This is a genomic window from Neotabrizicola sp. VNH66 (genome assembly GCF_049445895.1).
Taxonomy (GTDB): Bacteria; Pseudomonadota; Alphaproteobacteria; order Rhodobacterales; family Rhodobacteraceae; genus Pseudogemmobacter.
Window position 1 is genome coordinate 1 of sequence record NZ_JBMSDW010000029.1, and the last position, 25,205, is coordinate 25,205.

Consider the following 25,205-nt stretch of genomic DNA (forward strand, 5'->3'; position numbering starts at 1 on the left):
CGCAGCGACCGACAAATCCGTCTCCACCATCCGGCATCCGCGCGCTCCTCCAGCTTCAACCCTCCTTCTGAAGGCTGCGGCCGCGATAGAACACGCGCAAAATCAATGGGGCAGAGACGGCGCATACCATTCTCCTTGGCCCGACGGGCGATCTCGGCATCAAGCGTGCCGATCTCTGTCTCGAGACGGGTGAGGGCTGCAACCAAGATCTGCAGCGTGGCAATGGCATCGACAGGCAAGCCACTGTCCGGGTCCTCGACCATGGCGATCAGACACGCCGCGTTGGCCGCACCCTGCGGCACGATTTGCCCGAACTCGGCCAGATGGCCGCGCAGGGCATTGATCGCCTGCGTGCGCTGCCGGATCAGAAGCTCGCGAATGCGAAAAACCATCGCCGCCCCCTGGGTCTCCTCACTCTTCACGGCCACGAAGCGCATCGTCGGACGCAGGGCCGCTTCGCAGATCGCCTCGGCGTCCGCAGCATCATTCTTCTGCCGTTTGACGAAAGGCTTGACGTAGGCCGGCGGGATGAGCCGCACCTCATGTCCCAACTTACCGATCTCACGGTCCCAGAAATGCGCGCCGCCACAGGCTTCCATCGCCACGACGCACGGCGACAGCTGGCCGAAAAACGCCAGAACCTGATCCCGTCTCAGCTTCTTGCGCAGCACGGCACGACCAGACAGATCAGCGCCGTGCGCTTGGAACACATTCTTCGCCAGGTCGAGCCCGACCGTGGTAATCTCCGACATGACCGTCCTCCTTTGTGGAGCCTCACAGACCCATCTTGGCACATCGATGCCGTCGGGGGGCGGTCACATCATCAGAGCCCGTATATATGAATCTGCCATGCATCAGAACTCATCGGGGAACTCGTTCATCAGGTTGCACAACATATGATTGCCGAAGCGGGTGTAGCCGGTTCCGGCATCAGGGTAGGGGGTGAATTCGCCAAAGACCACCCGGTCGGGGGTGATGTAGAAATCCAGCCGCATGAAACAGCCAATGTCGGCGGCGATCCGTTCGGCCAGGCCGATCAGCTCGGGCAGGCGGGCGGGCGGCGGCGAGGGCGGGCCGGGCAGATGCGCGGTCTGGAAGGCATCGGTGATCACCGTCCAGTCGGGGCGGTGAAAGCTCTGCCGATATTGACCCCGGGGGTGGTTGCGGTCCACCACCAGAATGACATGCGCCTGTCCGCCGGCGACGTAGATCTTGTAATCGCGCGGAATGCGGTAGGCCGGATCGTGGTCGCGCAGGAATTCCTCGGCCAGGATCAGGGTCTGATGGTTCAGGAAGCGGCCCTTCGCGAAGGCTTCACGCACGAAGGCGGCGCGCTGCGACGGCAGGACGCTACGGCCCGAGAAATGCTCGACCCCATCGCCGAACACCATCACGCAATCGCTGTCGGCCGAATTGTTCGGCTTGATCACCACATGTTCGGGCAGGCTGGCAAAATCCAGCGCCGCGACATCCTGCGCCGCGGCATAGAGCCGGGGCAGGGGGATGTTGCGGGCACGGGCATAGTCATGCATCAGCGATTTGTTCACCAGCGCCGCCGTCTCGCGCCGCCGTTTCTGCCGGGCGGGGTCGGGGTGCGGATCCGCCCCCCGGTACCACCGCGCCAGGCGGTCAGCCATCCGCTGCCGGAAGTCCGGGCCGGCGTTGATCGTGCCGTGAATCATGTGGCCCGGACACTTTCCTGTTCCCGGTACCAGGCGTAGGTTCCGGCGATGCCCTCCTGCAGGCCGATCCGGGCCTGCCACCCCATCGCCTTCAGCCGCCCCACATCCATCAGCTTGCGCATCGTGCCGTCGGGCTTGGTGATGTCAAAGGCGATCCGCCCGCGGAATCCGGTCGTCTCGGCCACCATCCCGGCCAGTCCCGCGATGCTGACATCGCTGCCCGAGCCGACGTTGATATGGCTCAGCATCGGCTGGGTATTGGCCTCATAGACCTCTTTGGGCAGGTCGAGCACGAAGAGCGAGGCCTCGGCCATGTCATCGACATGCAGGAATTCGCGCATCGGCGTGCCGCTGCCCCAGATCGTCACCACCTCGGCGCCCGATTGCGCCGCCTCGTGGAAGCGGCGGATCAGCGCGGGCAGCACATGGCTGTTGGTGGGGTGGAAATTGTCGCCCGGCCCGTAAAGGTTGGTCGGCATGACAGACCGGTAATCGGTGCCATGCTGGCGGTTGTAGCTTTCGCACAGCTTGATGCCGGCGATCTTGGCCACCGCATAGGGTTCGTTGGTGGATTCCAGCGTGCCGGTCAGCAGCGCATCCTCGCGCATCGGCTGCGGCACGGCCTTGGGATAGATGCAGGACGAGCCGAGCTGCAGAAGCCGCGTGACCCCGGCGGCGAAGGCCTGATGGATCACGTTGCATTCGATCATCAGGTTTTCATAGATGAAGTCGGCCGGATAGGTGTTGTTGGCGTGGATGCCGCCCACCTTGGCGGCGGCCAGAATGACCACATCGGGCTTTTCGGCCTGCATGAAATCCCGCACCGCCGCCTGGCTGGTCAGATCCAGCTCGGCATGGGTGCGGGTGATCAGGTCAAGCGCCACGCCGTTTGCCTTGCGGGCCTCGAGCCGGCGCAGGATGGCGCCTCCCACCATGCCGCGATGACCGGCAATATAGATCTTAGTCACTAAACATCCCTTTCAGGCTGACTGCTGCACCTTTGAAAACAGGGTGCCGCAGACAGGCGGTTGCTTCTTCACTACTGCGCGCATGAGCCAACGGCGTGAGAGCTTCGCTGAAGATGTCAAATGCTTGCTGCTTCTGTGGTAGCCTTGCGTTTGCCGTGAAAAACCCATTCTCAAAAGGCAGCCCGAGATGAGCGGTTCGTATCCGAGGGTGGGGGGCTACATTATCAAAATAGCCCTTGCTGCCATGCAACAGGAGCAGGGTGAAGTGCCTACCCCCGCACAATTCCTGCAACAAAGAATCTGCAACGGCGAATTGCTCACTGCTGTACTCCGACGCAGTCTCATTCGGCAGGTCGTAGCAACGCTCAGCCACGGCTCGGACAAATATCACGTGGGGGGTGGTGCGGCAAACCTCTTTGAGACGCCCCATGCGACGGCTGTATTTTTCCGCAATCTCACTGCGAGTAATATCAGGCGTCACATCGTGTTCGTGAGGTAGCCGGATCATATATTCATCCAGCGCGTAGATGTTGGGCTTGCCACGGTCCGGCTCTCGCTCCGAAGGAGTGAGGTGGTTGAAGAGTGTAGGCCCAAAATCTTGGAGGAAGCGTATCGCGCCGCCGAATCGGAAGGTGTTCACCCAGTCAAGTGGATAGGAGCCATTCTGCAGGCCGACTTTGCGGAAAGTCCAGCTGACGTAGCAATTGCTCCCCATTGAAATCAACATTACTATCTGTCCTAGCTCCTATTGAGGGGATCGGGGCGGGTTCCTCATTAATGAAACAAGGCCTACACCGCCGCCCCTCCGATTTCTTCAGCTTCTTAGGTGGTTGATCTTCCTACGCCTTCCGATGCGGTGTCCGCTATCGCTCCACAGCGATCGGCACTTCCATGTTATGTGATCTTAGCAATGCATGACGCTGGGCGACCTTGAGATCTGCGGCCACCATTTCGGCGCACATTTCCTGCGCGGTGATTTCCGGCACCCAGCCCAGCTTTTCCTTGGCCTTGGTCGGATCGCCCAGCAGGGTTTCCACCTCGGCGGGGCGGAAATAGCGCGGGTCGATGCGCATCAGCACATCCCCGACCTTGACCGCCGGGGCCTTGTCGCCGGTGACGGCGGTGACCGTGGCGATCTCGTCCACGCCGGTGCCGGTGAATTCCAGCGTGATGCCCAGTTCCGCGGCCGTCCAGCTGATGAATTCACGCACCGAATACTGCACGCCGGTGGCGATGACGAAATCGTCGGCCACGTCCTGCTGCAGCATCATCCACTGCATGCGCACATAGTCCTTGGCGTGGCCCCAGTCGCGCAGCGAGTCGATGTTGCCCATGTAGAGGCACTTTTCCAGCCCCTGGGCGATGTTCGACAGGCCGCGGGTGATCTTGCGGGTCACGAAGGTCTCGCCGCGGCGCGGGGACTCGTGGTTGAACAGGATGCCGTTGCAGGCATAGATTCCATAGGCCTCGCGGTAGTTCACCGTGATCCAATAGGCATACATCTTCGCCACGGCATAGGGCGAGCGGGGGTGGAAGGGCGTCGTCTCGCGCTGCGGAATCTCCTGCACGAGGCCGTAGAGCTCCGAGGTCGAGGCCTGGTAGAAGCGCGTCTTTTTTTCCAGGCCAAGAAAGCGGATTGCCTCAAGAAGACGCAAAGTGCCTATTCCGTCGACATCGGCGGTATATTCCGGTGCCTCGAAGCTGACCGCCACATGGCTCTGGGCCCCCAGGTTGTAGACCTCGTCGGGCTGCACTTCCTGCAGGATCCGGGTCAGGTTCGAGGTGTCGGTCAGGTCGCCGTAATGCAGTTTGAACCGGGCATTATCGAGGTGCGGATCCTGATAGATATGGTCCACACGCTGGGTGTTGAACAACGAGGCCCGCCGCTTGATGCCATGGACCTCGTAGCCCTTTTTTAGAAGAAATTCAGCAAGATAGGAACCGTCTTGCCCGGTTATGCCCGTGATCAAAGCCGTCTTTGTCATGTCAAATCCTGGTTGGAAGAACGCATCCGGAACATGTTGCCAGCCCCGCCCGTCCCGAGAGGTACCGCCTGCGTGGAAGGCAAGATGTGCTTGGACGCAGCCATAGCAACTGCCCGCCACCTGGGCAACATACGATGAATACACAAGCAGGCTATACCCGGAAACAGCGGTTGCGGCCTTGTGGTGGGGTTGCTAGACGAAGCGCAGCATTCATCGCCACATTGTCTGGCCGCCTCCCGATGCATGTCCGATTGGATTTTACATGACCACCACCGTCTATATCGTAACGCCCTGCATGAATGCCGTGGCGACTATTGACCGTACGATTATGAGTGTGCTGTCCCAAGCGGGTGACTTCCGTATCCGCTACCATATCCAGGACGGCGGTTCGACCGATGGCACGCTGGAACGAATCCAGGAATGGAAACAGCGCCTGCAAAGCGGCGCCTTCGTCCGGCAGTGTCAAGGAATCAGATTCACCTTCGTATCCGAGCAGGATACGGGAATGTATGACGCTTTGACGACAGGTTTCAGCCGGGTCGATGCCCCGACGAATGCCTTCATGACCTGGATCAATGCCGATGACATTCTGATGCCCGGAGCCCTGGCTTTTGCGGCAGCGATGGAGCATCAGTTTACCCCTGCACAGCTGTCATGGTTCGGGGGCGCGGTCTGCATCATCCGCAATGATATGGTGACCGTCACTTTTGACCGGCCGATCCCGCGCGAAGCGTTGCGGTCCGGTTTGTGTGACGGAACGCATTGGGATTATCTGCAGCAGGAAGGCACGTTCTTCCGCAAATGGCTCTGGCAGGCGGTTGATCCCGCAAAGACCATTGCGCCGATGAAACTTGCGGGGGACTGGAATCTCTGGCGTCTGATGGCCACGAAGGCGGGCTTTGCACAGACCACCGCACAGATCGGCGGGTTCCGCATCACAGACGGGCAGCTTTCCGCAAGTCAGCGCGACAAGTATTTCGCGGAAATCGCTCAGGTTTCTTCAAGTTCGGTCAGGCGAGAAGAGTTTGAGCGCTACTGTGCCGCCGCCCCGGTGACGCGGCGCCGGATCAAGGCCGCACAAGGCAGCACTTTCGCGATCATCGAGGAAAACGTCGACAGCTTTGCAGCCCACCGCTGGCAGGCTGTCATGGGCAAACAACCCGCCTGGTCAAAAAGACCGAAAGCGCCGGTCAAAACGATTGCCGATGGCAAGTCGCTGACCTTTGAACCGGTGGATACGAAGAATCTGGAATTCCCGAGTATAGCTCCGCTTCTCAAGACGGCTCCGGGTCTGATAGCGCTTGATGCGGATTGGCAGTTTCCGGCCATTACCGAGCAGCATGCCTATCACCGCATTGCCGCCGGTCAGGCCAATCTTCCGGAGGGTATTCTTTATGTGGCCTACCCTTGGGCAACACTGATCGACAAACTGCACAACAAAGCCAAGGATCGGGACCTTCACCTCGACAGATTCGAACAGTTTTGCAGCCGCCTTCCCGCAGGCGTAAAGAAAGTGACGGTCTGTCAGCATATCCACGGACATCTTTATCTTGATCTGTTCCGGCAGGCCGGTATTCAGGATGTGTTCTGGTCTCATGCAACGAATGAAAATGTTGCTGAGGCCCGGTCGGGTACGGCTGATCCGCGCCTTCTGCCGTTTCCGCTTTTCCCGGTCCAGATTCAGGAAGCATTGCCCGAATCCGCCCCGGAATCGGATATGGAACCACGGAAGTATCTTTTCTCCTTTATCGGCGCCCGCGCCAATAAATACTATCTCACCGAAGCCAGAAACTGGGTTCTGGATTTTCTGGCAGACCATCCGCGCGGCCTGATCATCGGGCGTGAAAACTGGCATTACCAGAAGGTGGTCTATGACCTTCAGGTCAATCTCAGTGCGAATGTCGCCGATGCCGCGGCGCTTACGGACGGCGACGCCTCTGACCAGTTCCGCAAGTCACTGCTGCAAAGCACCTTCTCTCTCTGCCCGGCAGGGTCGGGGCCGAACTCCATCCGCTTGTGGGAAAGCCTCGGAGCCGGGTCCATTCCGGTAATCCTGGCCGATACCTGGGCGCCGCCGGGGGATCCGCGGCTGTGGGAAAATGCGGTTGTGTTCTGCAAGGAAACCCCCGAAGCCATCAAGGCCCTGCCTGACCGGCTGGCCGAGATTGCCGCAGATCCCGAAAAGCTGGCGCAGATGCGTCATGCCATGCGGCAGATCTGGCTGCTCTACGGACCGCAGAGCTTTGTCACCGATGTGCAGGCCTTCCTTCTCTCCCATGCCGATCGTCCTGCCACGGACGCGGCGGGCGAGGGTATGGCCCGGGCCATGGCAGAGCAGGAGGGCACGGAACTGCTGCTGACCTGCGCCGGGGAACTGCTGCTGAATCCGGCAGTTACCCGCGGGCGCATCGCGGCCGATCCGTCGCTTGCGGCGGCCCTGCGCAAGGCCCGCGAAGCGCTGCCGGACGATGCGGGGCTGGCCAAGCATTATGATGCGGTCAGCGCCCATGCCGCCCGGGTGGTGCCGCAGCCGGCCGCGCTGGCGCGCCCCGCGGTGCAGCGCAAGGCCGCCCCGAAGATCGGCTTCTTCGGCCGCCATGCGAAGCGGACCCCGCTCAGCTATGCGCCGATCCGCCGTCTGGTGGGCGAGCGGCTGGAAACCGTGAACACTCCCGAAAAGGCCGATGTGCTGGTGACCGGGTTCAACATCGATCTGCGCGAGAATATCGAGACGCTGCAGCCGCTGTTGAAATCGGCAAAAAAGCCGAAGATCGCGGTCCTGTCCGAAGAGCCGCTGTGGGACATCACCTGGAGCGGGCCGTTCACCGGACGCGCGGGCAAGATTTCGGTCAAGGGCGTGAATATCGACTATGCGTTCCTTGGCCATGAAACCTCGGATATCTATGAATTCGAGCGCATCCCCTATTTCGTGCTGACCAGCGAAACCTATGCCGTCCGCTATGCCAATATGATGGCGCGGTTCCGCACGGTCAGCCCGCAGGCCCTGCTGGACCGCTGGAACCGGGCGCCGATTTCCGCGGCCTTCTTTGCCGAAAGCCGGAAGGGCAGCGCCTATGCCAATATCTTCCCCGAGCGCGATGTGGCCGGCCTCAGCGCCTACCGGACGGAATTGGCCGAGGCGGCAGAAGGCCCCAATGTTCTGCGGGTGGGCAAGGGCTGGGGGGCCGAGAAGCCGCGTCAGGATCTGCCGGACTGGCATCTGGACAAGCTGGCCCAGCTGGATGGCCGGACACGGATCCTCTCTGCGGTCGAGAATGTGCATCAGCGGCTCTATATCTCCGAAAAGATCTTTGACGCTTTTGCCGTGGGGGCCGTTCCCGTCTACTGGGCCGGGCCGAAACACCGGATCTTTGAACTCGTGCCGCAGGACAGCATGCTGAACTGCCATGGCCTGACCCAGAAAGAGGCGGCGGCCCGGATTGCCCAATTCGTGCCGGATGCGGATTTTGCCGGAACCTGGCTTGGCACATGCGCCCGGCTGGCCGCGCTGTTCGGAGATGCGCAGGCGATCCAGAAAGAACGGCAGCGCGTCGCCGATGCGACCCTTGAGGCCATCCTCGCCGTGGCCTGAGGCCACCGGACACCGGCCCGGAACGGGTGGCTGTGCCACCCGTTTTTATGTATTGCCCTGCAGCGCGCTTCCCTGAGAAGATTGTGCTGTTATATAAGGCAGGTACAGTAGCGATCGCAGTCAGGACCGTAATGACGAACAGCACTCCGTCAGACCCCCAGGGCACTCTTATTGTCGTCGGGGCCCGGCCCGATGAATTGCAGCATTATGCACATGCAGCAAGGATCGTGCTGATTCAGCCCGAAACGGGTCTGTCCCGCGCGCTTTCCAAAGCGACGGACGGACAATCGGGGATCAGCCTGCATCCCGTTGCGCTCGGGGCCGCAAATGGCACCGCGGTTTTGCGCGTCATGAACCTGAGCGAGATGAACAGCCTGCGTCCGGCCAATGCCGAGATGCGGAGCCTGCTGCCGGGATTGCGCGAGGTTGCACAGCAGGAGCTGCGCAAGATCGACGGCGCCGAACTGCTGAAACAGGCCGGCGATCTGCCGGACCCGGTCACGATCCGGATCGCCGCCCCCGGAGATGAGGCGGAGATCCTGCAAGGCCTTGCCGCGGCGGGGCTGCTGGAACGGCTGGCCGGTCTGACCCTGCGCTGCGGCGAAGTGGCCCTGCATGAGGGGGCGGAGCCGCGCTCCGCGCTGCAGACCCGCATCGAAGAGGCGGGGTTCGTCCTGAAAGACAGCGACACCTCCGATCCCGACTGGCCGGTCCTGACCTTCCGGGCCGACCCGAACGGCCGGGCGCTGAAACAGGCAAAGGAGCGTATCGCCGCGCTGGAAGCCGCCGCCGGGAAGGCGCAGGCCGAGGCCGAAGCGCAGGGATCCGCCCTGAGCGCCGCGCAGGCACAGCTGGCCGAAGCCCGGCAGGAGACCGAGGCGCAGAAGGCGAAGCTGAAAGAGGTCAGCGGCAAGGCCGACTGGCGTCAGACCCGGATCGGCGAACTGGAAGCTACCGCCCAGAAGACGAAGGCCGAGGCCGAGGCTCAGGCCGGGGCGCTGCAGGCCCGGATCGCTGAACTGGAAGCCGAAGCGACAAAGACCCGGCAGGAGGCCGAGGCGCAGAAAGCTGCCCTGACCGAAGCGCAGGCCACCGTGACCGAAGCCAGGCAGGAGGCTGCGGCTCTGAAGACGCAGCTGAAAGAGCTCAGCGGCAAGGCCGACTGGCGTCAGACCCGGATCGCGGAACTGGAAGCGGCGGCCCAGCAGGCACAGGCCGAGACCGGGGCACAACAGGCCCGCATCGGCGAACTGGAAACCACCGCTCAGAAGGCACAGGCAGAGACCGACGCGCAGCTCAAAGCGCTCCGCGACAAGGTCGAGGCGGGTCAAAACCGCATCGGCGAGCTGGAAGCTGCCACCCGGAAGGCGGAGGCTGCGGCCGAGGCTCAGGCCAAGGCGCAGCAGGCCCGCATCGCAGAACTGGAGGCCGAGGCGGCAAAGGCCCGGCAGGAGGCCGAGGCACAGAAAGCTGCCCTGACCGAAGCGCAGGCCACGGTGGCCGAAGCCAGGCAGGAGGCTGCGGCTCTGAAGACGCAGCTGAAAGAGCTCAGCGGCAAGGCCGACTGGCGTCAGACCCGGATCGCGGAACTGGAGGCCGAAGCGACCAAGGCCCGGCAGGAGGCCGAGATACAGCTCAAAGCACTGCGTGACCAGGCCAGGGGACATCAAAGCCGCATCGGCGAGCTGGGAGCCGAGGCACAGGAGGCACAGGCCGCAGCCGAGGCACAGGCCAAGGCGCAGGAGGCCCGTATCACAGAACTGGAGGTCGAAGCAGTAAAAGCCCGGCAGGAAGTTGCTGCGCTGAAGGCACAGCTGAAAGAGATCAGCGAGAAGGCCGACTGGCGTCATGCCCGGATCGGCGAGCTGGAAGCGGCGGCCGGGAAGACGAAAGAGGAGGCCAATCTCCTGCGCAAGGACGTGCAGGAGAGGCAGAAGCGTCAGGCCGATCTGGAACATCGCCTTCAACTGGCCCACAACGATCTCCGCCGTGCCGAAGGGCAGATTGATCTGATCAAGGATCTTCTGCTGCGGGGAGAAACCCTTTGAGTAAGAAATCGTCTGAAAAACCAAAGAAAAACAAGAAAAAGAAGAAAAACGGCCTGGCCCCTGAGCCTATCGTCCTGCTGCCGCCTGTGGCCCGGCAGGAGGATATCATGGTTGCGCCGGAGCCGGAGGGCCATGCCCATCCGGTTCTGGCACGGGTCCGGGCCCGCTGGGAACATGGCGACTGGGAAAGCGTTCTGGACCTTGATGCGGCGCAGATCGCAGCCGATCCTGACCGGGCCAAACTGGCCCTGATCCTCGCGGCAGCCCATAGCCATTCCGGCGAGATAGAGCAGGCGCGGGCTCTGGCCCGGCAGGCGGTGGCCTGGGGGGCAAGCCGCGATATGACGGCACGGGTCCTGCTGTCGGCCGCGCAGAACAGTCTGGCACGTGTTGCAGCCGCACTGGAGGAAGACCCGCTGCCCCATTTCGAGACGGCAATCCGCCTGGTGCAGCCCCATGCCGATGTGCCGCTTGTTGCACGCAGCCGCCGGGTCCGCGAACTGGCCCGGATGGGGCTTTTACCCGATGCGGCAGCAGGGCTGGAACAGGAACTGGGGTTGATCCGGGGCGAACCGGCCGGCGCGGATACTGCAACCGTAGCGCGTCTGGAAGGTCAATTGAGCCTGCTGCGCAAGGTTATTACTGAAACCCTGCCTTCGACGGGACAGGCTCCTTCTGCGGCGAAGAAACCGCCGAAATTCTCGCAGTCGGCACTGGATGTCTACAGCGCGCTCGATCCGGCCCGTCAGGCACGATTTATCTATCTCGATGTGAAATCCCTGCCCAGAACGGGCCTGCATTTCATGCGCAACACGTTTGAAAGCCTGCTGCGCGAGCACTTCAGTTTTTGCGAATGGTACAACGAACCGGGGTGCTGTGGACAGATGCCCTGCGCCGTGACGGGCTATGCCACAGAGGTACCGGAGGTGCCGCTTCTGCGCATGCTGAAGTCCCATGATTTCGATCTGACCGATCCGGTCTTTCCTCCTGGCGGCCCGATCCGCCGCCTGATCCTGCTGCGCGATCCGCTGTATCTGTTGACGTCATGGTGGACTTTGCACGTGCTGTATCTGCGAAGCAGCTTATTGCAACAAAACGGGATCGGAACGCATAAGATCAGTTTCGCCCATGGACCTCATGTCGTCCGCTCTGCCTATCGCATTCTTGATGAGGAGGGCACCCTGCCCCCGGTGGCAACCCTGAAAGCATGGCTGGAGGAGAAGACGCCCTATGTCCTGGGGTTTGTCGACAAATGGGCCGAAGCGGCACGCCAGCATCCGCAAACCTGCAGGATCGTCCCCTATAGCAAGACGCCGGAGGCCGTGCTTCAGGCACTGGAGCCGATGCTGCCCAACCTGTCGCCGGATGTGCAGGCGCGCATTGAGGCGTTCCGGCGCAATCAGGGTACCCTCTTCAAGGCGCGGCAGGATCCCTTTACCAGCCAAAGCGTGAAGATCACGAAGTTCCTTCGTGACAATGCCGAGATGTTCCGTGCCACCGCAGATGCCCTGACCCGGCAGGACCGCACCGGCCTTCTGGCCTCCGCGATGCAGAAACAGGCTTGAGCGGAGCGGAGGGCCGTCACGACAGGACCGCCAAAAGCCTGTGCGATTGATACAGACTATTCCGCTCAGCACTCCCCGCAGTCGTCACGTTCTGGCTTTGACGATCAATGAGGGCCGGAACCTAACTCCTGCCCTTGTTCGGGGCAGACTGAAGCCTTGGGGTTGCTTCGGATCAGAGCAGAAAATCCGTCGCGGCCACTGTCGGATTTCCCACCAGTTGGAGCACCCAGTCGGGCATTCCGTCTCCGTTCTGATCTCCGATCAGCAGGCCGCCGGCCGCGTAATAATAGAACGAGGCCGTGCCGCCGCCGGTCAGGCCGCCGGTGGTGCTGAGGCTGGTGCCGAGCGCGCGCAGGTCGATCCGGTCGAGGCCGGTCTCGAAATCGGTGATCACGTCGCGGGCGGCGCCGATGCCGATATGCGCGGCCGAGTTGAAGATGAAATGATCGGCCCCGGGGCTGCCGGTCATCACATCCCGGCCGGTGCCCGCGACAATCGTGTCATCCCCGGTCCCGCCATAGATGCGGTTGTTCCCGGCGCCGCCGAAGATCAGGTCATTGCCGCCGCCGCCGCCCGCGAAATCGTCGCCGAAGCCCAGATAGAGCGTATCCGCGCCCTCGGCGCCATAGATCGTGTCATTGCCCGCGCCGCCGCCGGTCAGCCCCCCGCCCGGGCTGGTGTAGATCAGGTCGTTGCCGTCATTGCCGAAGAGCTGGTTGACGCCCGCCCCGCCATAGATCGTGTCGGACCCGCTGCCGCCCTGCACCGTGTCATTGCCGGCCCCGGCCCAGATGACATTCGACCCGCTGACGCCATAGATCAGGTCATCGCCCCCGCCCCCGCCGATATTGTCATGGCCAGATCCGCCGTAGATCGTGTCGGCCCCGGCGCCGCCACGGATCGTGTCATGACCGTCGCCGCCGTTGATCAGATCGCCCTGATCACCCCCGAGGATGAAATCGGCACCGCCATTGCCGAAGAGCAGGTTCCTTCCGGGGCCGCCATGGATTTCATCGCGATCCTCACCGCCGTAGATGGTGTCATTGCCGGTGCCGCCATAGATCGTGTTGTCGCCATCGCCGCCATAGATCAGGTCATTGCCGGCACCGCCGTCCAGGGTGCTGTTCAGACGGATGGCCGCCCTGTCATGGTCAGTGACACCCCCTGCCTTCCCGGGATCCCCGGCCTGCTGTTCAAGGATCGGGGCGCCGTTTGCGGACCCGGATTTGCCGCCATCTGCCGGGCCGGCCGCAGCCCGGAGGAGGGCATCCTGCGCCGTTCTGCCGGCGGCGGCCCCCGGATTGCGGAGAAGGTCCGCCCAGATATGATGATCAACACGCACAGAAAAGCCTCTCCTTTGCCGGAAAATGCCCCGGCCGGTGCACGAAGCCCGTGTAGCAGCCAAGTCCTTAGGAAAGGATAAGGCGGTCCCCGCGCCCCGGCCCCCTGCCGGCCGGTCGGCGATTGCACGCCCGTCCTGATCTGCTACTTCTGGCGCGGCATTCTGGAAGGAGCGGTTTATGGCACCGAAATTCGGCACAAGCGGGTTGCGCGGACTGGTCACGGAACTGACCGAAGATCTGGTGGCCGACCATATCCGCGCCTTCATCGCGGCCTGCCCCACCGGCACCGGGCTGTGGGTCGGGCGCGATCTGCGGCCCTCCTCTCCCGATCTGGCCCGCGTGGTCATCGCCGCGGCCCGGGCCGAGGGGCTGGCCACGGTGGATTGCGGCGATGTGCCGACGCCGGCGCTGGCGCTGGCGGCGATGCGCGCCGGGGCCGCGGCGGTCATGGTGACCGGCAGCCATATTCCGGCGGACCGCAACGGGCTCAAATTCTATCTGCCGCAGGGCGAGATCGCCAAAATCCATGAGGCCGCGATCCTGGCCGCCCTTGGCCGCCCCCCTGCGGGCCGGACCGGGCCGGAAACCGTGATCAACACCAGCGCGGGCGCGGAATGGGTCGCGCGCTACGGGACGGCCTTCGGTCCGCAGGCGCTGGCCGGGTTGCGCCTTGGCGTCTGGAGCCATTCGGCCGTCAGCCGCGACCTCCTTATGGAGACGGTGCGCGCGCTTGGCGGCACGGCGGTGGAGCTGGGCCGGTCGGATGTCTTCATCCCCGTGGACACCGAGGCGGTCAGCCCCGAGGCGCGGACGGCGCTGGCGGAATGGGCGGCCGGACAGGGGCTGGATGCGATCCTGTCGACCGACGGCGACGGCGACCGGCCGCTCCTCACCGATGCCACGGGACAGGTCATTCCCGGCGACATTCTGGGCCAGATCACGGCGGCGGTTCTGGGGGCCACGGCGGTGGTCACGCCCGTCAGCTCCAACACCGGGGTCGAGGCGGGCGGGAAATTCGCCCGCGTGGCCCGGACCAAAATCGGCTCTCCCTTCGTGATCGCCGGGATGGAAGCGGAAGATCCGGCGGCCGCGGTCGTGGGCTATGAGGCGAACGGCGGCTTCCTTCTGGGCTTTGCCGCGCAGGGCCCCGCCGGACCGCTGCCGCCCCTTGCCACCCGCGACAGCCTGCTGCCCATGGTGGCGCCCCTGTCGCGGGCGCGGGCCGCAGGCGGGCTGGCGGCGCTGGTCGCGGCAGAGCCGCCGCGCTTCACCGCCGCCGACCGGCTGGAGGAAATTCCGGTGGAACGCTCCCGCGCGCTTCTGGCCGGGTTCGAGAGCGATCCCGCCGCGCTGGCCGCCTTCCCGGCCGCGATGGACGAGGCTCTGACCGACCGGATCGACCGCACCGACGGACTGCGGCTGACCCTTGCCTCGGGCCGGATCCTGCATATGCGCCCCTCGGGCAATGCGCCGGAATTCCGGCTCTACGCCGAGGCGGAAAGCCCGGACATCGCGGCAGGGCTGCTGTCCCGGGGACTGGCCCGGTTGCGGCAGCTGCTGGCCTGAGGCACGGACCCGGCGGCAGAACCCCTCTCCGGACCAGAGAGGGCGGCGGTTTGTAACCACAGGTCGCCCATTATCCGCCGCAGCTGTCATTCCCACATAACATCCGATAAGTTTGCATTATCGGATGTTGCGACATTCCTGCTCAGCGGAGCATGCGGTGGTCCTGGCTGATGTGATGGCCGCCCTCCCGACCCTCCGCCACCAGGGGCGCCAGCGCCCGGCAGACCTCCAGCTCCAGTGCCCGTCGCCGGTTGCGCGCCAGCTCCTGGATCTGGTCGGACAGATCGAAGACCACCCCCGCGAGAGCCCGGATCTCGGACCGTTCCGGCACGGAAAGAGCCGCCCCCTCCCCCCTGATCCGGCCCTCATTCAGGCGGCGGGCAATCTGGTTGATGTTGTTGCCGACCCGGTTCAGCGCCGCGCAAAGGCCGCGCAACTCTTCTGCCATGGGCTCGTCCGGGGCGAGAAATCCGTCTGCGGCCATCACCAGGCATCGAAGGGCATCAGCACGATGTGCGATACCCCTGAGTGAAAGCGCGGCATCGAACCCGCGCAGTTCCGCTCCGCTGAGCCGCAGGCCGATCACCCGATCCCTGCTGCCGTTCGAAACACCCCGCCCCTGCGCGTGATGAACGGCATTGTAGACCGATTTCAGACTGACCCCATAGCGCAACGACAGATCGGCCGCAGACACACCTTCTGAACGCTCTCGGGCGATGCGAAGACGCTCTTCCTCGGACAGTCGTCGGGCCTTGGCCATTTTGAAGTTAACGCTCCTATTTCTTGCCAACTTCGTACAAGCCCGCCTTCTCCCGGCACAAGCGGAGAAGGCATCAAGGGCTTGTACTCAATGTAGAAAATCGGCCTCTGGGGTCGATTTTACGTCCTTTGGCAAATGCAGCGCGCAAGGCGCTCAATGCAACGCGCCCCAAGTTCCCTGCACCGCGCATCGCGCCCTTTGGACCGTGCTCTGCGCGCCCTGCAACACGGGTTCTGGCACATGGCAGATGGCGCGTGCCGCCTGCATCACGCGTGGTGCCGGATGGTCCACGTGGAGTGCGGGATGCGGCGCGGTTTCTGCGACGCGCGCTATGGCCCATGTCGAATGTCGCGCGGCATCTGGGGACCGCATCGCGCAGTCCAGATGACGTCAGATGTTTTCCGGCATGGCGAGCAGATCATCGGACCGGATCGCAGCTTGCTGACACGGCGGTGGGCAGGGCTGCTGCGGGTCCCGGCCAAGGGCCGTGGCAACAGGACAGCCATACCCGGCCCTGCTGCGGCTGGCCCCGGGCCGCGGCCGAATGCCAGAACCATCGGGCGGGCCGCCCGAAAGCCCCGCATCGCCGCCCGCCGCTTTCCGGCCGGCAGAAGCCGGGCGCCGCGCGGGCGGCGGGCACAAGGCAGGAAGACCTGCCCTGCGGAGCCCAAACACTCAGTTGCGCGGCTCTGCGGATGTATTAAGATTGCTTCAATGCACCATATCCCGGTGTGTCTGTGGAAAGACCTGTGCTGTCATGAACAGTCTGCTCTCCTGGCCAGCCGTCCGGACAGGTATGGCAGTGATCTGCGTTGCGACGCTCGGTTTCGGAGGGCGTATCATGGCGGCCGATATCTCATTCTCCTGCCAGGCCAGCCCGCAGGCCGAAGCCGGGATGGCGGCAGATATCTGCCGGGAATTCCGGGCCGCCCTGGCAGAGAAATTCCCCGGACACAGCTTTGATGCGGAGACGGGGGCGCCCGGCCTGACCCTGACCATCCTGCGGGCCAATGCCCGCGCTCTGGCGCTGGAGGCAACCTGGACCGCCGCCGATGGAAGCCGGAACACAGGGGCCCCGCTTTCGACCGCCTTCTTCGACCGCAACTCCGACGAACAGCTGCGCCGCAGGTTCTACAACACCTTTCTGGAGCAGAATCCGCCTCCGTTCTGACACGTCCTTTTTCTCCAATTCCCATACGCCCTGCGAAGGATTTCAGCCATGTGCATGATCTGCGCCCTGCGCAACCCGACCGACCCTGTGGCCGCCCTGGACCAGCACCTGACCCCGAATGGTCTGGTCCCCCAGGCCGCCAATCCAGAAGATCCGGTCTGGGCCGGGGCCGGGCTGGTCCGGGAAACCACCGATGCCGCGGCCAGCACCGCCACGGTCTACAGCCTGGAGGTGGGCCAGTCCGCCACCGGAACGCTGGCAAGCAGCAGCGACGAGGACTGGTTCGCCATCACGCTGGTCGCGGGGCAAACCTACAGATTCCGCCTGCTGGGCTTTGGCAGTGATTACCTGACCGACCCGTTCCTGCGGCTGCGCGATGCGACCGGAACCCAGATTGCCTTCAATGATGACGGCTTCACCTCGAACAGCAACACCCATGAACGCGACTCGGAGCTGACCTTCACCGCCAGCACCACGGGCACTTATTATCTGACGGCAGATGCCTACAGCACCGAGACCGGCCGGTATCTGCTGACCGCGACCGCGCATGATCCGAACGGCCGGGTCTTCACCGTGGACGAGATGGCCTGGCAGCTGATCAACAACGGGAATGCCTTCTTCAGCTCGCCCGAGGCCAGCGCTTTCGAAGTCGGGGCGGACAATACGTTGACGGTGAACCTGACTGGCCTGACGGCCGAGGGCCAGTTCCTGGCCCGGGAGGCGCTGGAAGTCTGGTCCGCCTATACCGGCATCCAGTTCCAGGAAGTCAACGGCGCAGCCGAGATTACCTTTGACGATACCGAAAGCGGGGCTTTCGCACAGCCGAACAGCTCGGGCGGCCGGATCATCAGTTCGACCGTGAACGTCGGGCTGGACTGGCTGCAGGAATTCGGCACCGGGCTGCAGAGCTATTCTTTCGAGACCTATCTGCATGAGATCGGCCATGCCCTCGGCCTCGGCCATGGCGGCAATTACAACGGCAGCGCGACCTATGGCACCGACAACTTCTATCTGAACGATTCCGTCGCCTGGACGATCATGTCCTACATGAATGCCCAGAACGACGAATTCGACACGGGCGGTCCGAACGACTGGAACACCTATGTCAATGCCGCATTCCGCTATATCTACAGCCCGATGATCGTCGACATGATCGCGATGCAGTACCTCTATGGGGTGTCCTCGGCCTTCGCCGGCAACACCACCTACGGGTTCGGCTCCAACACCGGCGTCACGGCCATTGATCAGGCGGTGAACTCCGGCGCGCTGATGGCGATGACGGTCTATGATACCGACGGCATCGACACGCTGAACTTTGCCAATACATCGGCCCATCAGATCATCTCGCTGGCACAGGAAAGCCTGTCCTCGGTGCTGGGCGGCCGGAACAATTTCGGCATTGCCCGCGGCACGGTGATCGAAAATGCCATCAGCGGTTCGGGGAATGACAGCCTGATCGGCAACGATGCCAACAACATACTGCAGGCCAATGCCGGGGCCGATACCGTTTATGGCGGCGGCGGCAATGACAGCCTCTATGGCGGCGCCGGGCGCAACCAGCTCTTCGGGGATGACGGCCATGATTACATCGAAGCCGGGCATGACGGCGATTTCATCGGCGGCGGCACCGGCAATGACACGATCCGCGGCGGCAATGGCGCCGATACGATCTATGGCGGCACCGGCAACGACAATATCGGCGGCGGCGCCGGCAGCGACCTGATCTACGCGGTCGAGGGGCGCAACATCATCTGGGGCGGCCTTGGCAATGATACGGTTCAGGGCGGCACCGGCGGCGACGAAATCTATGGCGGCGCCGGGCGCAACCAGCTTTTCGGCAATGACGGCCATGATTACATCGAAGCCGGGAACGAGGGCGATCTCATCGGCGGCGGCGCGGGTCATGACATCATCCGCGGCGGCAATGGCTCCGATACGATCTATGGCGGCGCCGGCAATGACAATATCGGCGGCGGCGCCGGCAGCGACCTGATCTACGCGGTCGAGGGGCGCAACATCATCTGGGGCGGCCTTGGCAATGATACGGTTCAGGGCGGCACCGGCGGCGACGAAATCTATGGCGGCGCCGGGCGCAACCAGCTTTTCGGCAATGACGGCCATGATTACATCGAAGCCGGGAACGAGGGCGATCTCATCGGCGGCGGCGCGGGTCATGACATCATCCGCGGCGGCAATGGCTCCGATACGATCTATGGCGGCGCCGGCAATGACACCATCCACGGCAGCGCCGGCCGCGATATCCTGACCGGCAGCAGCGGGGCCGATGTCTTTGTCTTCGCCTCGGCGGCGGCAATCGGGATCGGAGCGGGGCGCGATGTGATCACCGATTTCACCACCGGGGTCGATGACATCGACCTGCGCGGCCTTGCCACCAGCTTCAACACCGGCGGCACGCTGACCGGCGGCGGTATCCGCTCGTTCTACTATCTTGCAAGCAGCGGGCTGCTGATCGGCGACCAGAACGGCGATGGTGTGGCCGACTGGGTTCTGGAACTGAGCGGCGCGCCGACGGTGACGGTGAACGACTTCCTGCTCTGATCCGCAGCGCCACAGCCCCCTGCCCTGCCGGCGCGCCCCCCGCGCCGGCCGGACCCGCCCGGCTTTGCAGGCCCGGGTTTTGTCGGCTGCTGCCGAAAGACCGGGCGGGCGGAGGCAAATCCTTTGCAAAAGCCCGCGGTTCACTGCCGACGGCCCCGGTCGGGCCGGTTTCCGCCCTGCCAGACAGTTGAAGAAAGACGGGCAATCCGCTATCAGCGAAGGGTCTGCTCGGGCCTGCCAGCCCTCTCTAAAAACCCTGCTCTGGGGAGAATTATTTGAAAGTTTTCATCAGGCTATTGCCCCTTTGCCTTGCATTGGGGGCTTTGTCCGCATGCATGGCACCGCGCGGTGCCGCGCTGCAGCGTGAAATCGTCAGGGAATCACAGACAGAGGCGGCAAACTTCCAGATCGTCGGTCTGACCAGCGATGCGGTCCTGAAACAGGTGGCGACATGGCCTGCAACCGGGACCGGGCTGGGCCTCAACTGGCCCGGCAAGGGACAGAGCCAGCCCTCGCGGGCGCTGCGCCGCGGTGATATCGTCGATCTGACCATCTGGGACAGCCAGCCCAACTCGCTTCTGGCCACGCCGGAGCAGCGGTCCGTCAACATGCACGGGCTGGAAATCAGCCCCGACGGCACGATCTTCGTCCCCTATATCGAAGTGGTGGAAGTCGCCGGCCTGTCGCCCGAAGCGGCCCGCAGCGAAATCCAGTCCCGGCTGACCCCGATCGCGCCTTCGGCCCAGGTGCAGCTTACGGTGCGGGAAGGCGATCAGAACACGATCGAGCTGATCAGCGGCGTGACCAAGCCCGGACGCTATCCGATCGCCGCACGCGGCGTGACCATCCTGTCGATGCTGGCCGAGGCCGGGGGCATTCCGGATGCGATGCGCAATGCGGTGGTGCGGCTTCAGCGCGGCGGCACCTCCTATGCCACGCTGGCCTCCAGCATCTATGGCAGCCCCGCGGGCGATATCCTGTTGCGCGGCGGCGACCGGATCGTGGTGGAATCCGATCCCCGCAGCTTTGTGGTGATGGGGGCGACCGGGCGTGAAAGCACGGTGATGTTCGAGAAGGCCGAACATACCCTGCTGGAGGCGCTGTCGATGGGCGGCGGGCTGGCCGAGGGCCGGGCCGATCTGCGGGCAGTCATGGTCCTGCGGAAATATTCCCCCAAGGCGCTGCGCAGCGATGGCTCCGGCCCCGGCAAGGAGAATGTGGTCTTCACCTTCGACCTCAGCAGCGCCGAGGGCCTGTTCAACGCCCGCAGCTTCAAGGTCCACCCCGATGATGTGATCCTGGCCACGGAATCGCCGCTGCCTGCCGCAAGCAGTGTTCTGGGCCTGTTCGGCGCCGCCCTCGGGGCCGTGCAGCGGGCCGAAGCGCTCTGACCCGCCCGGCTTCGGCCGGGACAGGAAAACGGATGGCGTGCAGGCCCTGCACGCCATTTTCCGTTCTCCAGACCCTTTCCGCGGCAGGCCCGGGGTCCCGCGGAAACCGCGCCGGAAATCCGCCTCACAAATAACGTGCAAAGCCCTGCCCCATCGGAAATATTGCACAATCATAGAAACCGCGTTTGGTGAAAGCCCTTACCCATGTCCGGATTACGAGGCGAAACCGCCCCCGGCCGCGCCGAGCTTGCCCGGGCCGCGCGCGATTCCCGCGGCCTGTTCGCCGCGGCGGTGCTGTTCAGCATCTTCGTGAACATCCTGATGCTGACCGGCCCGCTTTACATGCTGCAGGTCTATGACCGGGTGCTGGGCAGCCGGTCCGAACCCACGCTGATCGCTTTGTCGGGCATCGTGATCTTTCTCTTTCTGGCCATGGGTCTGCTGGACCATGCCCGCGGCCGGGTGCTGGCCCGGATCGGCGCGCGGCTTCAGGCCCGGCTGGACCAGCGGGTGTTCGAGGCGGCCGTGACCCGGTCCAGCCATCTGCCCGGCGACCCGCTTGCCGCGACCGCACAACGCGATCTTGAAGCGATGCAGCGCTTCTGGTCCTCGCCGGTGGCCATCGCGCTGATCGACCTGCCCTGGACCCCGGTCTTTCTGGCCGCCATCTTCATCTTTCACCCGATGCTGGGCTGGCTTGCCATCGGTGGCGGTCTGGTGCTGGTCCTGCTGGCGATCGCCAACCAGAGCCAGGGCAAGACGCCGGTGCTGCGGGCCGGGGCCGCCTCTGTCGCGGCTGAACAGATCGCCGAACGCCTGAAGTCCGAGGCGGAAATCCTGCGCGCGCTTGGCATGACCGGGGCCGCTTTCCGCCGCTGGTCCATCGCCCGGACCGAGGCGCTGAAAACCGGGCTCGACAGTGCCGATCTGGGCGGCGCCTTCAGCACCACCACCCGCACGCTGCGCCTGTTCCTGCAATCGGCCATCCTGGGCCTTGGCGCCTGGCTGGTCCTGCGGGGCGAAATGACGGCGGGCGCGATGATCGCCGGCTCGATCATCATGGGCCGGGCGCTGGCCCCGATCGAACAGGCGATCAGCCAATGGAGCGTGCTGACCCGCGCCCGCGAAGGCCGGGCGCATCTGGAGCAGCTGCTGTCGCTGCAGCCGCCCGAGCCGCAGCGCACCGCCCTGCCCCGCCCCCGCGCCGCACTGGAGGTCGAGGGCCTGTCGGTCCTGCTGCCCGGCACCCCTGCCCCGGTCCTGCGCGGCATCTCGTTCCGGCTGGAGCCCGGGCAGGCGCTTGGCATCATCGGGCCGTCGGGGGCGGGAAAATCCACCCTCGGCCGCGCCATTGCCGGCGCCCTGCGGCCCGCGGGCGGCAAGATCCGGCTGGATGGCGCGGAACTGTCGCATTACGACCCCGATACGCTTGGCAGCTACATCGGCTATCTGCCGCAGACGGTTTCGCTGTTCGATGCGACCGTGGCCGAGAATATCGCCCGGCTGGCCCCGGCACCCGATGCCGCAGAGGTGGTGGCCGCCGCCCGTGCCGCCGCCGCGCATGAGATGATCCTGAAACTGCCCAAGGGCTATGACACCCGGCTTCCGGCCAATGGCGGCCAGCTGTCGGGCGGCCAGGTGCAGCGGGTCGGGCTGGCCCGCGCGCTTTACGGCGACCCCGTGCTTCTGGTGCTGGACGAGCCGAATTCCAATCTGGACAATGACGGATCGGTCGCCCTCAACACCGCGATCCGCGGGATGAAAGCGCGCGGCCACAGCGTCATCGTCATCGCGCACCGGCCCGCCGCCATTCAGGAGTGCGACATGCTGCTGATGCTGGAAGACGGGCAGCGCCGGGCCTTCGGGCCGCGGGACGAGGTGCTGCGCGGCATCGTCAAGAACCATACGGAAATCGTGCGGTCCAAGGGGCCGGGAGGTGTGTCATGACCGGACCGCAGCCGGCACCGTCCTTCCTGCGGGCCACCCCGGCCCTGTGGCTGGGCTGGATCACCCTTGCGCTGCTGGTCGGGGGGTTCGGCGCATGGTCGGCGCTGACCACCATCGCCGGGGCCGTCGTCGCTTCGGGCCGGATCGAGGTGGAGCAGAACCGCCAGATCGTCCAGCATCCCGATGGCGGCGTGGTGGAAAGCATTCTGGTCACCGAAGGCGCGGCTGTCACCGCGGGCGATGTGCTTGTGAAACTGGACGGAACGCTGATCCGCTCGGAACTGACGATCGCCAGCGGCCAGCTGAGCGAGGCCCGCGCCCGCCGCGCCCGGCTGGAGGCCGAGCGGGACGGGCTGGATCACATGACCATTCCGGAGGCGCTGCGGGCCGAGGCGGCGGAAAACCCCGAAACCGCCGAGCAGATCGAAGGGCAGGAGCGGCTGTTTGCCGCCCGGGCCGAGACGATGCAGCGCACGCTGGAACAGCTGGAAAAGCGCAAAGTCCAGATCACCGCGCAGATCAGCGGGATCAGGGCGCAGACCGATGCCCTGTCCGACCAGCTGGAGCTGATCGAGCAGGAGCTGGCCGATCAGCAGACCCTGCTGGACAAGGGGCTGGCCCAGTCCACCCGGGTGCTGGCGCTGCAGCGCGAACAGTCCCGGCTGGCCGGGCAGGTGGGCGAGCTGACGGGACAACATGCCCAGGCCGAGGGGCGGATCACCGAAATCGACCTTGAGATCCTGCGCATCGCGGCACAGCGGCGCGAGGATGCCAGCAGCCAGCTGCGCGACATCGGCACGACGGAGCTGCAGCTGACCCAGAAGGTACGGGCGCTGACCGAACAGGTGGCCCGGCTGGACATCCGGGCGCCGGTCTCGGGCACGGTTCTGGCGCTGCAGGTGACAACCCCGCGGGCGGTGCTGCGCCCGGCCGATCTGGTGGCCTATATCATCCCGCAGGACCGGGCGCTGGTGATCACCGCGCAGGTCTCTCCGCTGCATGTGGATGAGGTGCAACCGGGCCAGCCGGTCAAGCTGATCTTCCCGGCCTTCTCGTCACGCACCACCCCCGAGCTGACCGGGGAGGTGGCACTGATTTCCGCCGATGCGCTGACCGATCAGGCCAGCCAGTCCAGCTATTACCGGATCGAAATCACGCTTTCCCCCGAAGAGGCCACCCGGCTGGGCCATCCGCTTCTGCCGGGTATGCCGGTCGAAGCCTTCATCCAGACCACGCCGCGCACGCCGCTGGCCTATCTGCTGAAGCCCTTCACCGATTACTTCAATCAGGCCTTCCGCGAAACCTGATGCCGGGGCGGGCCTGCGTTCCGGAATGTTTCGCGCGCGAAACATCCGGCGGGGCAGGGGGGCTAATGGCCGGTCTTCAGCCAATGTTCCAGCCGGTCGCGGAACATCGGATCCACCGCCGGTCCGGACAGGGTCAGCACCGGCCGGGTGAAGCCGCCGGTCACCTCCAGAAAGATGCCGGGGCTGATCTCGGCCCGGTCCGCAGAGGGCCGGTCCGCAGAGGGCCGATCTGCGGAAGGCTGGACCGGAGAGAGTTGGGCCGCAGAGGCGGGATCAGGCACAGGCTCGGGCGTCGCATTTGCCGCCCCCGATCCGCCCGATGCGGATGGGGCCGGAGCGGCGGCTTCCGCCACGAAGGCGGTCAGCCGGGCGGCCTCTTCCGCGGCATCGGCGGCGGGGCGGGCGGTCAGATCGGCGGCCAGCCGGGCCGCGCCTTCCGCCCGCTCCTCCAACGCCTTTGCCAGCGCCAGCCCCAGACGTTCGGGAATGGCCGCGGGAAAGCGCAGGCTGTCATCCAGCCGGCGATAGATCGACAGGAAGCTGCCGATCTTCGACCGCCGCGCCCGGCTGGCCGCCGCAAACAGCCGTTGCAGAGCCTGTTTTTCGCTGTCGAACACCCCCAGATCGGCGGCCCGGGCGGCGATGCGGGCGCGTTCGTAATAGGACAGGCCCTGCCGGATCTCATTCTCTTCGATCATCGCCACATAGGCGTCCGAGGCTTCGGCCGGGCGGCGCAGCAGCGCCTGCACATGGGCGAAACGGTCCTCCCCGGTCTCGCGCCACAGCCGCCGCAGCACCTGCAGCCGCCGCCAGCCCGAGATCAGCCCGTAGCGGCCGGGCGACAGCTCGGTCACCTCGACCGGCATCCGCTGGCCGTTCGCCCGGATCGAGGCGATGAGCGGTTCCAGCTCTTCCTCGTCCAGCCCGATCCGGTCGCGCACCAGATGGTTTTCGTCCACCGCCTCCAGCGGCAGCGCCTGCACCAGCCGCCCCTCGGCCCGGGCGCGGGTCATGGCCCCGGCCACCTCTTCCAGCGCGGCCTGCGCGGCACTTTCCCCCGCCACCCGGGCAATCGGCGGCGCGGAGGGCGGCCCCCCCAGACCGGGGCCTAGACTGGGGCCCAGACCAGAGCGGAGAAAGGCCTTGGTCTCGGGGGCGGCGGCATCGGGTGCCACCTCGGAATCCGTCGCGGGACCGGAGCCGTATTCCGGGGCAAAGGGGGTGGGGATCAGACGCTTGCGTTTGGCCATGGGCTGCCTCCTGCAGGCGCAGGCTGGCCCGCAATGGGAAAGGATCGGAAACCGCCGCGCGCGCCGGCAAG

General features: G+C 64.8%; 17 protein-coding genes. 9 read left to right on the top strand and 8 right to left on the bottom strand.

Going from position 1 to position 25,205, the window contains the following annotated elements; all coding sequences use genetic code 11:
- The 5 genes from ACO2Q5_RS22755 to gmd all read right to left on the bottom strand — a co-directional run.
- Positions 1-752: IS110 family transposase (locus ACO2Q5_RS22755; protein WP_423295336.1), on the bottom strand; the 752-nt coding region annotated here is incomplete at its 3' end.
- Positions 753-854: 102 nt separating this feature from the next.
- Positions 855-1,637, bottom strand: a complete 783-nt coding sequence (locus tag ACO2Q5_RS22760) for an ATP-grasp fold amidoligase family protein (protein ID WP_423295339.1) — start codon at positions 1,635-1,637, stop codon at positions 855-857.
- Positions 1,638-1,678: 41 nt separating this feature from the next.
- Entirely contained in the window at positions 1,679-2,650 is a 972-nt protein-coding gene (gene fcl, locus ACO2Q5_RS22765) for a GDP-L-fucose synthase (RefSeq protein ID WP_423295341.1), read from the bottom strand.
- Positions 2,643-3,377 (bottom strand): DUF1796 family putative cysteine peptidase, encoded by a 735-nt coding sequence (locus tag ACO2Q5_RS22770; protein ID WP_423295344.1) that lies wholly within the window; start codon positions 3,375-3,377, stop codon positions 2,643-2,645. The genes fcl and ACO2Q5_RS22770 overlap by 8 nt, the downstream gene beginning before the upstream one ends.
- Before the next feature lie 136 nt (positions 3,378-3,513).
- Positions 3,514-4,635 carry a GDP-mannose 4,6-dehydratase gene (gene gmd, locus ACO2Q5_RS22775; RefSeq protein WP_423295347.1) on the bottom strand — a complete coding sequence of 374 codons (1,122 nt, stop codon included), beginning with the start codon at positions 4,633-4,635 and terminating at the stop codon, positions 3,514-3,516.
- Positions 4,636-4,897: 262 nt separating this feature from the next.
- Here gmd and ACO2Q5_RS22780 point away from each other — a divergent pair, with 262 nt between their 5' ends.
- The 3 genes from ACO2Q5_RS22780 to ACO2Q5_RS22790 all read left to right on the top strand — a co-directional run bounded on the left by ACO2Q5_RS22780 (position 4,898) and on the right by ACO2Q5_RS22790 (position 11,840).
- A complete protein-coding gene (locus ACO2Q5_RS22780) occupies positions 4,898-8,227 on the top strand; it encodes an exostosin domain-containing protein (protein WP_423295349.1) in 3,330 nt (1,109 codons plus the stop codon).
- Positions 8,228-8,454: 227 nt separating this feature from the next.
- Positions 8,455-10,275, top strand: a complete 1,821-nt coding sequence (locus ACO2Q5_RS22785; protein WP_423295351.1) for a hypothetical protein — start codon at positions 8,455-8,457, stop codon at positions 10,273-10,275.
- 341 nt (positions 10,276-10,616) lie between these two features.
- Entirely contained in the window at positions 10,617-11,840 is a 1,224-nt protein-coding gene (locus tag ACO2Q5_RS22790) for a hypothetical protein (protein WP_423295353.1), read from the top strand.
- Positions 11,841-12,012: 172 nt separating this feature from the next.
- Here ACO2Q5_RS22790 and ACO2Q5_RS22795 read toward each other — a convergent pair whose 3' ends face one another.
- Positions 12,013-13,182: a calcium-binding protein gene (locus ACO2Q5_RS22795; protein WP_423295355.1), complete on the bottom strand. Its 1,170-nt coding sequence runs from the start codon at positions 13,180-13,182 to the stop codon at positions 12,013-12,015.
- A 178-nt stretch (positions 13,183-13,360) separates the two neighbouring features.
- On the opposite strand from ACO2Q5_RS22795, the gene ACO2Q5_RS22800 reads away from it, so the two are divergent.
- Positions 13,361-14,749 (top strand): phosphomannomutase, encoded by a 1,389-nt coding sequence (locus ACO2Q5_RS22800; protein WP_423295358.1) that lies wholly within the window; start codon positions 13,361-13,363, stop codon positions 14,747-14,749.
- Positions 14,750-14,891: 142 nt separating this feature from the next.
- On the opposite strand, the gene mobC is transcribed toward ACO2Q5_RS22800, so the two are convergent.
- Entirely contained in the window at positions 14,892-15,509 is a 618-nt protein-coding gene (gene mobC, locus ACO2Q5_RS22805; protein ID WP_423295360.1) for a plasmid mobilization relaxosome protein MobC, read from the bottom strand.
- 841 nt (positions 15,510-16,350) lie between these two features.
- Between mobC and ACO2Q5_RS22810 the strand changes: the two genes are divergently transcribed.
- The 5 genes from ACO2Q5_RS22810 (at position 16,351) to ACO2Q5_RS22830 (ending at position 23,884) form a co-directional block, all read left to right on the top strand.
- Positions 16,351-16,680 (top strand): hypothetical protein, encoded by a 330-nt coding sequence (locus ACO2Q5_RS22810; RefSeq protein ID WP_423295362.1) that lies wholly within the window; start codon positions 16,351-16,353, stop codon positions 16,678-16,680.
- 48 nt (positions 16,681-16,728) lie between these two features.
- Positions 16,729-19,239, top strand: a complete 2,511-nt coding sequence (locus ACO2Q5_RS22815) for a M10 family metallopeptidase C-terminal domain-containing protein (protein ID WP_423295364.1) — start codon at positions 16,729-16,731, stop codon at positions 19,237-19,239.
- 335 nt (positions 19,240-19,574) lie between these two features.
- Positions 19,575-20,630, top strand: a complete 1,056-nt coding sequence (locus tag ACO2Q5_RS22820) for a polysaccharide biosynthesis/export family protein (protein WP_423295366.1) — start codon at positions 19,575-19,577, stop codon at positions 20,628-20,630.
- 204 nt (positions 20,631-20,834) lie between these two features.
- Positions 20,835-22,577: a type I secretion system permease/ATPase gene (locus ACO2Q5_RS22825; protein ID WP_423295368.1), complete on the top strand. Its 1,743-nt coding sequence runs from the start codon at positions 20,835-20,837 to the stop codon at positions 22,575-22,577.
- Entirely contained in the window at positions 22,574-23,884 is a 1,311-nt protein-coding gene (locus tag ACO2Q5_RS22830; protein ID WP_423295370.1) for an HlyD family type I secretion periplasmic adaptor subunit, read from the top strand. Before ACO2Q5_RS22825 ends, ACO2Q5_RS22830 begins: the two co-directional genes overlap by 4 nt.
- A 62-nt stretch (positions 23,885-23,946) precedes the next feature.
- Here the strand turns inward: ACO2Q5_RS22830 and ACO2Q5_RS22835 are convergent, their stop codons facing one another.
- Complete coding sequence (locus tag ACO2Q5_RS22835; RefSeq protein ID WP_423295372.1) at positions 23,947-25,134, bottom strand: ParB/RepB/Spo0J family partition protein; 1,188 nt, start codon at positions 25,132-25,134, stop codon at positions 23,947-23,949.
- Between the last annotated feature and the right edge of the window lie 71 nt (positions 25,135-25,205).

Excerpts from the sequence above, each read along its gene's own strand:
- ACO2Q5_RS22810 (WP_423295362.1), top strand. The coding sequence starts at position 16,351 with ATGGCGGCCGATATCTCATTCTCCTGCCAGGCCAGCCCGCAGGCCGAA.
- ACO2Q5_RS22760 (WP_423295339.1), bottom strand. The coding sequence starts at position 1,637 with ATGGCTGACCGCCTGGCGCGGTGGTACCGGGGGGCGGATCCGCACCCC.
- ACO2Q5_RS22835 (WP_423295372.1), bottom strand. The coding sequence starts at position 25,134 with ATGGCCAAACGCAAGCGTCTGATCCCCACCCCCTTTGCCCCGGAATAC.
- ACO2Q5_RS22800 (WP_423295358.1), top strand. The coding sequence starts at position 13,361 with ATGGCACCGAAATTCGGCACAAGCGGGTTGCGCGGACTGGTCACGGAA.
- ACO2Q5_RS22825 (WP_423295368.1), top strand. The coding sequence starts at position 20,835 with ATGTCCGGATTACGAGGCGAAACCGCCCCCGGCCGCGCCGAGCTTGCC.
- ACO2Q5_RS22770 (WP_423295344.1), bottom strand. The coding sequence starts at position 3,377 with ATGTTGATTTCAATGGGGAGCAATTGCTACGTCAGCTGGACTTTCCGC.
- ACO2Q5_RS22790 (WP_423295353.1), top strand. The coding sequence starts at position 10,617 with ATGACGGCACGGGTCCTGCTGTCGGCCGCGCAGAACAGTCTGGCACGT.
- ACO2Q5_RS22815 (WP_423295364.1), top strand. The coding sequence starts at position 16,729 with ATGTGCATGATCTGCGCCCTGCGCAACCCGACCGACCCTGTGGCCGCC.
- gmd (WP_423295347.1), bottom strand. The coding sequence starts at position 4,635 with ATGACAAAGACGGCTTTGATCACGGGCATAACCGGGCAAGACGGTTCC.
- ACO2Q5_RS22780 (WP_423295349.1), top strand. The coding sequence starts at position 4,898 with ATGACCACCACCGTCTATATCGTAACGCCCTGCATGAATGCCGTGGCG.
- ACO2Q5_RS22830 (WP_423295370.1), top strand. The coding sequence starts at position 22,574 with ATGACCGGACCGCAGCCGGCACCGTCCTTCCTGCGGGCCACCCCGGCC.
- mobC (WP_423295360.1), bottom strand. The coding sequence starts at position 15,509 with ATGGCCAAGGCCCGACGACTGTCCGAGGAAGAGCGTCTTCGCATCGCC.
- ACO2Q5_RS22820 (WP_423295366.1), top strand. The coding sequence starts at position 19,575 with ATGGCACCGCGCGGTGCCGCGCTGCAGCGTGAAATCGTCAGGGAATCA.